Origin of the sequence: Telluria beijingensis, assembly GCF_030770395.1 — a bacterium.
Lineage (GTDB): Bacteria > Pseudomonadota > Gammaproteobacteria > Burkholderiales > Burkholderiaceae_D > Telluria > Telluria beijingensis.
The window spans coordinates 1,458,176-1,471,199 of the sequence record NZ_CP132480.1; the positions used below are offsets into that span (position 1 = coordinate 1,458,176).

Annotated in this window: 11 protein-coding genes; 5 read left to right on the forward strand and 6 right to left on the reverse strand. The window is 65.3% G+C overall.

Annotation, left to right across the window (positions count from 1 at the left end; genetic code table 11):
• Positions 1–64 precede the first annotated feature (64 nt).
• Positions 65–745, forward strand: coding sequence for a class I SAM-dependent methyltransferase (locus Q9246_RS06475; RefSeq protein ID WP_306398105.1), 681 nt, complete (start codon positions 65–67; stop codon positions 743–745).
• A 27-nt stretch (positions 746–772) separates the two neighbouring features.
• Here Q9246_RS06475 and Q9246_RS06480 read toward each other — a convergent pair whose 3' ends face one another.
• Genes Q9246_RS06480 through Q9246_RS06490 form a run of 3 tightly spaced genes read right to left on the reverse strand, consistent with a single transcriptional unit; the run spans position 773 to position 3,950 of the window.
• Positions 773–2,002 (reverse strand): ABC transporter permease, encoded by a 1,230-nt coding sequence (locus Q9246_RS06480; RefSeq protein ID WP_306396355.1) that lies wholly within the window; start codon positions 2,000–2,002, stop codon positions 773–775.
• Positions 1,999–2,736 carry an ABC transporter ATP-binding protein gene (locus tag Q9246_RS06485; RefSeq protein WP_306396356.1) on the reverse strand — a complete coding sequence of 246 codons (738 nt, stop codon included), beginning with the start codon at positions 2,734–2,736 and terminating at the stop codon, positions 1,999–2,001. The genes Q9246_RS06480 and Q9246_RS06485 overlap by 4 nt, the downstream gene beginning before the upstream one ends.
• Complete coding sequence (locus tag Q9246_RS06490; protein ID WP_306396358.1) at positions 2,733–3,950, reverse strand: efflux RND transporter periplasmic adaptor subunit; 1,218 nt, start codon at positions 3,948–3,950, stop codon at positions 2,733–2,735. Before Q9246_RS06490 ends, Q9246_RS06485 begins: the two co-directional genes overlap by 4 nt.
• A gap of 220 nt (positions 3,951–4,170) precedes the next feature.
• On the opposite strand from Q9246_RS06490, the gene rpiA reads away from it, so the two are divergent.
• Both rpiA and Q9246_RS06500 read left to right on the forward strand, forming a co-directional pair.
• Complete coding sequence (rpiA, locus tag Q9246_RS06495; RefSeq protein WP_306396360.1) at positions 4,171–4,848, forward strand: ribose-5-phosphate isomerase RpiA; 678 nt, start codon at positions 4,171–4,173, stop codon at positions 4,846–4,848.
• Between the two features lie 13 nt (positions 4,849–4,861).
• Positions 4,862–5,170 (forward strand): hypothetical protein, encoded by a 309-nt coding sequence (locus tag Q9246_RS06500; RefSeq protein WP_306396362.1) that lies wholly within the window; start codon positions 4,862–4,864, stop codon positions 5,168–5,170.
• A 211-nt stretch (positions 5,171–5,381) separates the two neighbouring features.
• Here the strand turns inward: Q9246_RS06500 and Q9246_RS06505 are convergent, their stop codons facing one another.
• Together Q9246_RS06505 and argA are read right to left on the reverse strand one after the other, a co-directional pair.
• Positions 5,382–5,654 (reverse strand): oxidative damage protection protein, encoded by a 273-nt coding sequence (locus Q9246_RS06505; protein ID WP_306396363.1) that lies wholly within the window; start codon positions 5,652–5,654, stop codon positions 5,382–5,384.
• Positions 5,655–5,692: 38 nt separating this feature from the next.
• Positions 5,693–7,006, reverse strand: coding sequence for an amino-acid N-acetyltransferase (gene argA, locus Q9246_RS06510; RefSeq protein ID WP_306396364.1), 1,314 nt, complete (start codon positions 7,004–7,006; stop codon positions 5,693–5,695).
• 54 nt (positions 7,007–7,060) lie between these two features.
• Between argA and hrpA the strand changes: the two genes are divergently transcribed.
• The gene (gene hrpA / locus Q9246_RS06515) at positions 7,061–11,128 is read left to right on the forward strand and encodes an ATP-dependent RNA helicase HrpA (protein ID WP_306396366.1); all 4,068 of its coding nucleotides are present in this window, start codon (positions 7,061–7,063) and stop codon (positions 11,126–11,128) included.
• Positions 11,129–11,178: 50 nt separating this feature from the next.
• A complete protein-coding gene (locus tag Q9246_RS06520) occupies positions 11,179–11,799 on the forward strand; it encodes a TetR/AcrR family transcriptional regulator (protein WP_306396367.1) in 621 nt (206 codons plus the stop codon).
• Positions 11,800–12,120: 321 nt separating this feature from the next.
• Here the strand turns inward: Q9246_RS06520 and Q9246_RS06525 are convergent, their stop codons facing one another.
• Complete coding sequence (locus Q9246_RS06525; RefSeq protein ID WP_306396368.1) at positions 12,121–12,786, reverse strand: PRC-barrel domain-containing protein; 666 nt, start codon at positions 12,784–12,786, stop codon at positions 12,121–12,123.
• Positions 12,787–13,024: the final 238 nt, after the last annotated feature.

Genomic DNA, 13,024 nt, shown 5'->3' on the forward strand with positions numbered 1-13,024 from the left:
GTTGACGGTGGACTATGCGAAGTGCACCTGCTGCGGCTTCGTGCTGTCCGAAACCCATCGCGCCATGCCGAGGGAATTGTGGTCCAGCCTCAACAGCAGCTGGCACCACCACTACGAAAACCCGGCCACGCCGAAGCTGACCAACCAGCCGCCGTATGCGAACCAGGGCCTGACGCTGGCCATGCTGGACCGTAATGGCATCGTCCGCCTCGACGATACGCTGGACTACGCGGCCGGTTATGCCACGCTCGCCCAATTCCTGGGCAAGTATTTCGGAAAACAGATCAACACCTTCGACCGCTATGTGCGCAATCCGGCGCCGGGCATCCGCTACGTCGAGGAAGACGCGCTCGGCAAATATGGACTGGTGATCAACAGCGCCATGTTCGAGCACGTGCTCGACCGTGAAGCGCTCGACGAAGTGAACCGCCTGGTCGCGGACGACGGCGTGCTGATGCTGCACACCGTGATCTGCGAGCGCATCCCGCCCGATCCCGACTGGTTCTACCTGACGCCGATGGTGCACACCGCCTTTCACACCAATCGCAGCATGACGCTGCTGATGGCGCAGTGGGGTTACGCGGCGTCGATCTACTGCCCGCAGGCCAAGAGCTGGTTCCTGTTCAAGAAGGATCATCCGCAGCTCGACCGGCTCGAGGCGGCGGTGGCGGCGATCAACCGCGAGATCCAGACCGACTACCTGATCTACAAGGCAGGCTTCGTCGATTACTGGAAGGGATTCTAAGCGCGGGGCGCCGATGGCGCCCCGGTATCACTCGTAGCGCAGGCAGTCGACCGGCAGCAGCCGCGACGCGCGCCGCGCCGGATAGAAGCCGAAGAACACCCCGACCGCGGTCGAGAACCCGCAGGCCACCAGGATGCCCGACAGGGTGAGATAGACCTCGAAGTCGCCGCCGCCGAAGGCCGTGATCAGCGCCGCGCCGCCGGCCGCGATCGCGATCCCGACCAGGCCCCCGGCCAGGCAGATCACCACCGCCTCGGCCAGGAACTGCAGCAGCACGGCGTTGGGCCGGGCCCCGATCGCCATCCGGATGCCGATCTCGCGCGTCCTTTCCGTCACCGACACCAGCATGATGTTCATGATGCCGATCCCGCCCACCAGCAGCGAGATCGCGCCGATCAGGCCGAGCAGCAGCGAGATGCCGGTAGTGATCTTGTTGGTCGTCTCGACGATCGTGTTCAGGTTCTGCACCCTGAAGTCGTCCGGATCGTCGACCCGGATCCGGTGGCGGTCGCGCAGCACTTCCTTGATGTCTTCGATCGCCTCGTTCATCGACATGTCGGGCCGGCCCTGGGCGTTGATGTAGTGGACGTTCTGCGGGAACGGCGACTTGACCAGGTGGGCGCTGGCCGCCGTGATCGGCACCAGGATCAGTTCCGACAGCTCGGTGCCGTCGCTCTGGCGGCCCTCGCCGGCCAGCACGCCGACCACCTGGAACGACACGTTCTCGATGCGCAGGAAGCGCCCGAGCGGATCGGCGCGGTAGAAGAACTGGTCGGCGACCTTCTGGCCGATCACCACCAGGCGCGCGCTGGCGCGCACGTCGGCCTCGCCGAACAGCGAGCCCTGGTCGACCTTCCAGTTACGGATCGTGAACATGGCCGGCGTCACGCCGATCACGGTGCTGCTCAGGTTCTCGCTGCCGGCGCTGACCTTGAAGCTGCCCTGCAGCGCGGGCGCGGCGCCGGTCAGGCTGGGCAGGGCATTCAGGGCCGCCGCGTCGTCCAGGGTCAGCACTGCCACCTTGCCTTCGCGGGCGCGCTGGGCCGCGGTGCGATCGCCTCCCGGCATCACGTACACCATATTCGTGCCCAGCATCTCGAGCTGCTTGCCGATGAAGCGCTGCATGCTGTCGCCCAGCGCCAGCAGCAGCACCACCGAGGCGATGCCGATCACGATGCCGAGCATGGTCAGCGCCGTGCGCAGTCGGTTGGCGGCCATCGAGCGCAGCGACTCGACCAGGATCTGGATCGGATTCATGGCGCGACTCCCGCCTGGCTCGGGGCGAACTGGCGCAGGCCGTCGGCGGCCGGCCCGTCGTACAGCACCCGGCCATCCTTGAGGCGCACCAGGCGGCGGCTGACGGCCGCGATGTCCGGTTCGTGCGTCACCAGCACGATGGTGATGCCGCGGTCGACGTTCAGTTGCCGGAAGCTGTTCATGATGTCGTCGCTGGTCTGGGTGTCGAGATTGCCGGTCGGCTCGTCGGCCAGCAAGAGCGGCGGATCGGTCGCCAGCGCGCGCGCGATCGCGACGCGCTGCTGCTGGCCGCCCGACAGCTGGTTCGGCGTGCGCGTGGAAAAGCCTCCCAGGCCTACCCGTTCCAGTTCGGCCAGCGCGCGCTCGTGCGCCTTGCCGCGGCCCACGCCGCCATAGATCAGGGGCAGGGCGACGTTTTCCGCCAGCGACATGCGCTTGATGAGGTTAAAACTCTGGAACACGAAGCCGATCTTGCGGTTGCGGATGTCGGCCAGCGCCGGGCGTCCGAGCGTGCGCGTGTCGACGCCGTCGAGCAGGTAAGTGCCGCCGGTCGCCTGGTCGAGGCAGCCGAGGATGTTCATCAGGGTCGACTTGCCCGAACCCGAGGCGCCCATGATCGAGACGAAGTCGCCCCGTTCCACCACCAGGTCGACGCCGTGCAGCACCGGGGTCTCGACGCTGCCGCTGACATAGGTCTTGGTGACGCCGCGGATATCGATCAGCGGGCCGGTCATTGGTTCTCCGGCGCGGCCAGCGCGCGGGTCACCACGCGGTCGCCCGGTTTCAGGTCGCCCGCCAGCACCTCGGTATAGCGGAAGTTGGACAGGCCGGCGCGGATGTCGACCGGTTGCGGCTGGTTCATCGCATCGAGTTTATAAATCTTGAACATGCGCGCAGTTTCGCTGGCGCTGCGGAAGGCGACGTCGTCGTCAGGCGTGGCGGCCGGCGCAGGCTTGGCGGCGACCTGTTTCACGTCCTTGGTGCCTGCCTTGTCCTGCTTGCGTTCGGCCGCCTGCTCTTCTTCGGACAGGCGGAAACGCAGCGCCGTGGTCGGGATGCGCAGCACGTCCGCGCGGTTCGCCACCACCAGCCGCACCTGGGCCGTCATGCCGGGCTTGAGCAGTTCGTCCGTGTTGTCGACGTCGAGCACGACGTTATAGGTGACGACGTTCTGCACCACGTTCGGCGCCAGGCGGAACTGGCGCATGGTGGCGTTGAATTCGCGGTCGGGATAGGCGTCGACCACGAAGCGCGCCGGCAGGCCGTCGCGCAGCTGGCCGACGTCGGCTTCCGACACGCTGGTGTCGATCTGCATCTTGGTCAGGTCGTTGGCGATCTGGAACAGGTTCGGCGTGGTGAACGAGGCCGCCACGGTCTGGCCCAGGTCGATCGTGCGCTTGATGATCACGCCGTCGATCGGCGAGCGGATCACGCTATTGTTCAGGTCCGCGCGCGCGCGGTCGAGCTGGGCCTGGGCCAGCTTGAGGTTGGCGGCGGCGACGTCCATCTCGCGCCGCGACTGGTCGAGCGCCAGGCTGGAGACGAAGTTCTGCGCCACCAGCTGCTCGTTGCGCTGGAAGGTGGCCTGGGTCAGGCGCAGGCTGGCGCGCGCCGAGGCGATATTGGCCTCGGCCTGCGCCACCTGGGCGTTGAAGATGGTCGGCTCGAGCTTGAGCAGCACCTGGCCCTTCTTGACCCGGTCGTTGAAGTCGGCATGCAGCTCGGCCACGGTGCCCGAGACCTGCGAACCCACATTGATCAGCGCGACCGGGTTGATGGTGCCGGTGGCGGTCACGGTCTGGTTGATGGCGCCGCGGTCGACCGCGGTGCTGCGGTATTTCGACGGCGGCACCACATTGTCTTTGGGCTTGAACATTACCGCAGCTATCGCGACGGCGATGAGGATGGCGGTAGCGATGACGATGCGTTTCTTAGTAAAGATTTTCATTGGTTCCCACTGAAACGGACTGCGACTAAAAAGACGAGTGTGATGCCTCGTTACAAGATTAGCAAATGCAGATTGCATGAACATGGCATGCATATGTGAAATTGAACTCCCGCTGAGCGGGATATGCTTGGGTCCCCGCCTTCGCGGGGATGACGTTTTGGCAGAAAGAGCGCGGCAATCCGCTAAAATGACGGATTCCTTTCTTTCTACCAACCGCATCATGACTCAAGACGAACTCAAGCAAGCAGTGGCGCGCGCCGCCATCGACTACGTGGTCGACGGCGAAATCATCGGCGTCGGCACCGGCTCGACGGCCAACTTCTTCATCGACGAACTGGCGAAAATCAAGGACCGCATCAAGGGCACCGTGGCCTCGTCCGAAGCGACGGCAAGCCGCCTGCGCGGCCACGGCATCCCGGTGTTCGACCTGAACGAGGTCGAGTCGATGGCGGTGTACATCGACGGCGCCGACGAGATCGATGCGCAAGGCGCGATGATCAAGGGTGGCGGCGCGGCGCTCACGCGCGAGAAGATCGTGGCCTCGGTGTCGCAGAAATTCGTGTGCATCGCCGACGGTTCGAAGCTGGTCGACACGCTCGGCAAATTCCCGCTGCCGGTCGAAGTGATCCCGATGGCGCGCGCCGTCGTGATGCGCAAGCTGGCGGCGCTTGGCGGCCAGCCGAAGCTGCGCCTCAAGCCCGGCACCGACCAGCCTTACATCACCGACAACGGCGGTGAGCTGATCGACGTGGCCGGCCTGTCGATCACCGACCCGGTGGCGCTCGAAGAGCAGATCAACCAGATCACCGGCGTGATCGCCGTGGGCCTGTTCGCCAAGGCCGGCGCCAACGTCTGCCTGCTGGGCACGGCGGAAGGCGTCAAGACCTTGTCGCTCTAGGCGAGGAGCGGCCATGAAGCGCGCGTGGATCGTGGCGGCGGTGCTGCTGGGCGGCTGTTCGGTATTTGGCAGCCGGGTGGATTTGTCGGAACCGGCAGCGGTGACGGCGCCGCTTGATGCGGTCGAGATCCAGCGCGTGCCGTTCAAGGTGGGCGTGTCGTCGAACACGGTCGAGCAGCTGGCCAAGGCCGCGGCCTGCACCAGCGCGCAGGGCGCCGGCCTCATTACGGAGCCGGGGCCGATCGAGGTCTACCGGATGCAGTGCGAAAACGGCAAGGTGTTCATGGCGCGCTGCGAGTTGCGCCAGTGCCGCAAGATGTAAATCCGCGGCCCGACAAGGTCGACCCGCGGCCCAACAACGCGCGACCCGCGGCCCAGAAACCTCATTCACGCAGCCCAAAAACGTCATTCCCGCGAAGGCGGGAATCCAAGTTTGCCAGCGTTCCACTATGTTTGAATCAAGTGGTTTGCTGATGCCTTGGATTCCCGCCTGCGCGGGAATGACGTTTTTGAGTGCAGTGGTGCTGGGTCGATCAGGCGGTCGGCGGCACGTAACCCATCGCCTGGTCGGCGCCTTCGCCGAAGAAGTGCTTTTCCATCTGCGTCGCCAGGTATTTGCGCGCGCGGTCGTCGGCCAGGTTCAGGCGATTTTCATTGATCAGCATCGTCTGATGCTTGAGCCATCCCTGCCAGGCCTCTTTCGAGACCGACATGTACAGCTTCTTGCCCATCTCGCCTGGGACCGGCGGGAAATCGAGCCCTTCGGCTTCCTTGTTCAGTTTGATGCAGTGGACGGTGCGGGCCATCGTGTACTCCTGTGTGCGTTTTCCGGGTAAGACCGCTATTATAAGGTCTTGATCAGTACCTGTGACCGGCGCTGCCAGTTGTACATGTGTTGCCGGTCTTTTGGCAGATCGTCCACGGTGGCCGGCACGAAGCCGCGCTTCTTGAACCAGTGCGAAGTGCGCGTGGTCAGCACGAACAGCTTGGTCAATCCTGCCGCGCGGGCGCGGTTTTCCATGTGCTTTAAAATGCGCTCGCCGTCGCCCTGGGTTTGCGCGTCCTGGCTCACCGTCAGGCAGGCCATCTCGCCCATCTTCGCTTCGGGGAAGGGATACAGCGCCGCGCAGCCGAAGATCACCCCGTCGTGGTCGATCACCGAGAACTGGTCGATCTCGCGCTCGATCAGTTCGCGGCCGCGGTACACCAGGGTGCCGTCGGCTTCCAGCGGTTCGATGAGCTTGATAATTCCGCCGACGTCCTCAATTGTGGCCTGGCGCAGGCTTTCCAGGTTCTCGTGGCTGATCATGGTGCCCACGCCGTCGTGGGTGAACACCTCGAGCAGGGCCGAACCGTCCATCTCGTAGGGGATGATGTGGGCGCGGTCGACGCCGGCGTTGCAGGCCTTGATCGCGTGCTGCATGTAGAACGCGGCCGGGTCCGAGAGGAATCCGGCCTGCAGCACGGCTTCGGCCATGTGCGACGACAGCTCGCGCAACTCGGCGCCGCCGGCGTCCGTCATCATCGGCGATTCGGTGATGAAGATCAGCTTGTCGGCATGCAGGGCGATCGCGGCCGACGCGGCCACGTCTTCCATCGTCAGGTTGAAGATCTCGCCGGTCGGCGAGAAGCCCAGCGGCGACAGCAGCACCAGGTTGTCCTCGGTCTGCAGGATCGGGTGGATCTTCTCGGCGGCGATCTTGCGGGTGACGCCGGTGAGTTCGAAGTCGACGCCGTCGATCACGCCCAGCGGGCGGGCGACCACGAAGTTGCCCGAGACGATGCTGATCTGGGCGTTCGACATCGGCGTGTTGGGCAAGCCCTGGCTGAAGGCGGCCTCGATGTCGAGGCGCAGTTCGCCGGCGGCTTCCTTGGCGCATTCCAGCGCGGCGGTGTCGGTGATGCGCACCCCGTCGTGGAAGCGGCCCTCGACGTTACGCAATGCCAGCTGTTCGGCCACCTGCGGCCGCGAACCGTGCACCAGCACGATGCGGATGCCTAGGCCGACCAGCAGCGACAGGTCTTGCGCCAGCACCGGCAAGGCGCCGGCGGCGACCAGTTCGCCCGGGAAGGCGACCACGAAGGTCTTGCCACCGAACGCATGAATATACGGCGCGACCGAGCGCAGCCACTGGACGAATTGGGTAGGAGTTTCCATTTGCCGCATTATAATTCGCTGCGCGTTGTGCGCACCAAATCCTTGTAAAAATCAATGTCTGAACAGAGTAACAAGCCTTCGCAACAGCCGGCGCGCGAAGCGGGCGCCACCGCCAATGCCAACTCTTCCGAACGTCGTCCCCGTCGTGCACCGGGCGAACGCGGTGAGTCGCGTCCACGCCAGGAACGCGCGCCGCGCGAAGACGCTCCGGTCGTGCGCAATCCGCTGCCCCCGATTACCTTTCCCGAAGACCTGCCAGTCTCGGGCCGCCGCGCCGAGATCGCGAAGGCCATCCAGGAAAACCAGGTGGTCATCGTGTCGGGCGAAACCGGTTCGGGCAAGACCACCCAGCTGCCGAAGATCTGCCTGGAACTGGGCCGCGGCAGCAAGGGTTTGATCGGCCACACGCAGCCGCGCCGTATTGCCGCGTCGTCGACCGCCAAGCGCATCGCCCAGGAACTCGGTTCGCCGCTGGGCGAGCACGTCGGCTTCAAGGTGCGTTTCAACGACACCCTGCAGAAGGGCGCCTCGGTCAAGTTGATGACCGACGGTATCCTGCTGGCCGAAACGCAGACCGATCCGCTGCTGCGCAACTACGACACGATCATCATCGATGAGGCGCATGAGCGCAGCCTGAACATCGACTTCCTGCTCGGCTACCTCAAGCAGTTGCTGCCGCGGCGTCCGGACCTGAAAGTGATCATCACCTCGGCCACCATCGACGCCGAGCGCTTCGCGCGCCATTTCGCCGCGAACGACAAACCAGCGCCGGTGATCGAGGTCTCGGGCCGCCTGTACCAGGTCGAGGTGCGCTACCGTCCGATCGACCGCGATCCCGTGACGCCGGGTGTGCCAAGCGACGCCAGCAAACCCATGCCGAAGGCCCAGGCCGCGCGCGAGAAGCGCGATCTGATGGATGGCGTGGTCGACGCCGTCGATGAGCTTTGTCGCCTCGGTTCGGGCGACGTGCTGGTGTTCCTGCCGGGCGAACGCGAGATCCGCGACTGTGCCGAGGCGCTGCGCAAGCACCATCCGCCGCATGTCGACATCCTGCCGCTGTTCGCGCGCCTGTCGGTCGAAGAGCAGGACCGCGTGTTCCGCCCGAGCGGCAACGCGCGCCGCATCGTGCTGGCCACCAACGTGGCCGAAACCTCCTTGACCGTGCCGGGCATCCGCTACGTGGTCGATACCGGCCTGGCGCGCGTAAAACGCTACAGTTTCAGGAACAAGGTCGAGCAGTTGCAGGTCGAGCCGATCGCGCAGTCGGCGGCCAACCAGCGCGCCGGCCGTTGCGGCCGCGTGGCCGATGGCGTCTGCATCCGCCTGTTCGAGGAAGACGATTTTCAAAAGCGGCCGAAGTTCACCGAACCGGAAATCCTGCGCTCATCGCTGGCGGCCGTCATCCTGCGCATGAAGTCGCTGCGCCTGACGGACGTCGAGACCTTCCCCTTCATCGAGGCGCCGCAAGGCCGCGCGATCGCTGACGGCTACCAGCTGCTGCAGGAAGTCGGCGCGGTCGACGACGACAACGAGCTCACGCCATTGGGCCGCAAACTGGCCAAGCTGCCGCTCGACCCGCGCGTGGGCCGCATGATCCTGGCCGCGCTGGACAACCACTGCTTGAGCGAGATGCTGATCGTGGCCTCGGCCCTGTCGACGCAGGATCCGCGCGACCGCCCGATCGAGTACCAGCAGCAGGCCGACGAGAAGCACAAGAAATTCGCGGACGAGAAATCCGAGTTCCTCAGCTACCTGAAGATCTGGGCCTGGTTCGAGGACGCGATCGCGCACAAGAAGACCAATCGCCAGCTGCAGGACAACTGCCGCGCCAACTTCCTGTCGCAGCTGCGCCTGCGCGAGTGGCGCGATGTGCACTCGCAGCTGCTCACCATCGTGCGCGAGCAGGGCTGGCGCCTGAACGAGTCCCCCGCCACCTACGAGCAACTGCACCTGGCGCTGCTGACCGGCTTGCTGGGCAATATCGGCTTCAAGTCCGAGGACGAGCAGGGCGGCGTGTATCTTGGCGCGCGCGGCATCAAGTTCCACATCTGGCCCGGTTCGACGCTGGGCAAGAAGGCGGGGCGCTGGGTCATGGCGGCCGAGCTGGTCGAGACCACGCGCCTGTACGCGCGCACGATCGCCCAGATCCAGCCCGAGTGGGTGGAGAAGATCGGGGGCCACCTGCTGAAGAAATCCTGGGGCGAGCCGCGCTGGGAAAAGAAGCAGGCGCAAGTGACGGCGCTCGAGCGCGCGACCTTGTACGGCATCGTCATCTATGGCGGGCGGCGCATCAACTACGGCCAGCGCAACCCGGTTGAAGCGCGCGAGATCTTCATCCGCGACGCGCTGGTGGCGGGCGACTACGAGACGCGGCTGCCGTTCTACATCCACAACCACAAGCTGGTGAAGGACATCGAGAACCTCGAGCACAAGTCGCGCCGCCAGGACGTGCTGGTCGACGACCAGCTGATCGCGGCCTTCTACGACAACGAGATCCCGCACGACATCGTGAATGGCGCCGGTTTCGAGAAGTGGTACAAGGACCAGGCGCGCGACAATCCGAAGCTGCTCTATCTGAACCGCGAAGAACTGATGCGGCACGAGGCGGCCGGCGTCACCACCGAGCTGTTCCCGAAGACGATGGTCGTGACCGGCATCGAGATGGGCCTGACGTACCACTTCGAGCCGGGCAGCGTGCGCGATGGCGTCACGCTCGCGGTGCCGCTGTTCGCGCTGAACCAGATTCCCCAGGAGCGGCCGGCCTGGCTGGTGCCGGGCATGATCAAGGAAAAGGTGCACCTGCTGCTGAAATCCCTGCCGCAGAAGCTGCGCCGCCACTGCGTGCCGCTGCCCGAGTATGCGGCGAAGTTCGTCGACCGCATCCATGCGGCGAACGCCTTCGGGCGCGGCGACCTGGTCGACGTGCTGATCATGGACGTGCGCGCGCAGACCGGCGTGGCGGTGAAGACGGCCGACTTCAAGCTCGAGACCCTGCCTGCCCACATGTCCATGAACTTCAAGGTCATCGACGAGCATGGCCGCCAGCTGGAGATGGGACGCAACCTGTCGACCTTGCAGGCCGAGCTGGGCGGGCAGGCGCGCCAGAGCTTCCAGAAGATGGCGGAAGCGACGCCGGCGGCCGCCAATGCGCGTGCGCAGGCGGCGCGGCCGGTGGCGGCGGCGCCGGTTGCCGCGCCAGCGCCGGCGGGCAAAGGGAAGGGCAACGCGCCACAGACCACTGCAGCGCCTGCACAGGAATCGGCATCCGGCCGCCAGCACACGAATCTGACCGGCTGGACCTTCGGCGAGCTGCCCGAACTGCTGGAGATCAACCAGGGCAAGCTGACCCTGATCGGCTTCCCGGCGCTGGTCGACAAGGGCACGCACTGCGACCTGGAGGTGTTCGACGACCCGAACGTGGCCGCGCGCACCCACCGCGTGGGCCTGCGCCGGCTGTTTGCGCTGCAGTTCAAGGAGCAGCTCAAGTTCGCCGAGAAGAACATCCCCGGCCTGCAGGGCATGGGCATGCAGTTCATGAACATCGGCTCGCAGGAAGACTTGCGCGACCAGATCGTGGCCAAGGCGATCGACATCGCGTGTTTGCAGGATCCGCTGCCGGTCGATGCGGCCTCGTTCAACAAGCGCAAGGACGAAGGCAAGGGCCGCATCGGCCTGCTCATCAACGAGGTGGCGCGCCTGGCCGGCCAGATTCTGGGCGAGTACCACGGCCTGCCCAAGCGGGTGCAAAGCCTGCCGCAGGCGGTGTCCTCGGACATCATGGCCCAGCTGCAGGCCCTGGTGCACAAGCGCTTCATCGCCGACAACGAGTACAGCCAGCTGGCGCACTTCCCGCGCTACCTGAAGGCGATCAACGTTCGTCTCGAGAAGCTGCGCGGCAATCCATCGCGCGATGCGCAGCTGATGGCCGAGTGGCAGACGGCTGCAAGCCAGTTCCAGCGCACGCTCAAGAATATGGCGGGCAAGAACAACGATCCGCGCATGACCGAGTTCAGGTGGATGCTGGAAGAGCTGCGGGTATCGCTGTTCGCGCAAGAGCTGAGGACGCCGATGCCGGTGTCGGCCAAGCGCCTGCAAAAGGTGTGGGAGTCGATGTTACGCTAGCTTTGTGCGAAACCGCTTGCGGTTTCGCACACCTGTGCTAAAGTGGTGCCATGAACACCACGTCCAAAAGCGAAGCGACCTATGCCGCCATCCTCGATGCCGCGGTCGCGATGGCGGCCGCCGAGGGTATCGGCCGGCTGTCGCTGGGCGAATTGTCCAAGCGCACCGGCATCAGCAAGAGCGGCGTGTTCGCGCGCGTCGGCTCGCTCGAGGCCCTGCAGGCGGCGGTGCTGGACGAATACGACCGGCGCTTCAACGAAGACATCTTCCTGCCAGCCGTGAGCGCGCCGCGCGGTCTGCCGCGCCTGTCTGCCATGGTCAACCTGTGGCTCAAGAAGGTTGCCGGCGAAACCGCGCGCGGCGCCTGCCTCTACACGGCGGGCGCTTTCGAATTCGACGACATTCCGATGCCGCACCCGCTGCGCGAGCGCATCGAGGCGGGCGTGCTGCGCTGGCGCGCATCGATGCGCAAGGCGGTGCTGCAGGCGATGGAAGCCGGCCACCTGCGGCCCGATACCGAACCCGAACAGCTGGTGTTCGAGATCTACAGCCTCGTGATCGGCGTGATGCACGACGCGCGCTTCCTGCACGACGATGGCGCGCCCAGGCGGGCGCAGCGGGCGTTCAACCGTCTTATTTCCACTTATCGGAGTTTCAGCGACCTGGAATAGGGGCGATCGGGCCGGGGCGGGCGTTGCCGTCCCTTTTTTTCTTTTCATTTCGCACACCTGTGCTAAAACGGGCTGTGCAGCGGGAGTCGATCATGTCTGGACTGTGGGTACTGGTGGTGGCCGTCGTCGGCCTGGCAGGGTACGTCGTGAGGGAGGCGTTGCGTGGCGTTCCGCGTTCGAACGACGATTTCGTGTTTTGTTGACGTGAGGGCGGCGGTTGAACGCGTGGTCGGCGGAGCCGACCACGCTACGATCGACGTTCGCATGAACATCGATCGTAGGGTGGAAGGGTCCCCCTTCCAGGCGTCCAACCTGAACGACTCAACCGATATTGCTACCCCGGATCCGGCTCAGGTCCTTGTCGTCGCCCAGGTTCCCTGAACGCGGATCGACGCTCGACCCCGGCCCCTGGTTGGCCCGCGAATCGCCCATGCCGGCCCCCGCGCCACCCAGGCTGCTGGAGCCCGCATGCCCGGCGCCCACGCTCGAGCCCATCGCGCCGCCGGCGTAGGTAGCGCTGCCGGTCCCGGCGCCGCCGACCATGCCGCCCATCGGCACGCCCGGCCCCATGGTCGGCGCGCCCGAACGGTTGGGGTCGGTGCCATAGAAGCTGTGGATGCCGCTGGCCCAGCTCAGGTCGCTCATATCCGGCCAGGCGTCCTTGTCGAAGCCGGGCGCCGTCTTGAGACGGTCCTTGTCGACATTGAGCACGAAGCGTTTATTCACCGTGTCCAGGTGCAGCGCCTGCCAGGGCACGGCGAACAGTTTTTCGCCCATGCCCAGGAACCCGCCGAAGGCCAGCACGGCATACGCCACCTGGCCGGTCTGCATGTCGAGCATGATTTCCTTGATATCGCCCAGGTCTTCCTCGGCGGCGTTGACGACACTGTCGCCGATCAGGGTGTCGGCGCCCATCAGGGATGGTCCCGGCCCGGCGTTCGTGGCGCCCCTGTAGATACCGTATTTATCGCGGTCTGCGTAGCCCATGTGTTCCTCCTTGTCTATTGACGTTGCGAACAATGCGACGCTCACCCCGATTGGGGCAGAGCGTCGCCCTACGAAGGGTTCATGATAGGACGCTGGCGGATCGAGGCGCGCGCGCTAGGGATCGGCGAGCCGGAGCGCTATGCGAGCCAGCGCACGGAACAACGCGCCCGGTATGGCTAATCTGCCAAGCTATGTCTAAGGGGAAAGTGATGACTGTTATCTCGCGCTGCAACAACGC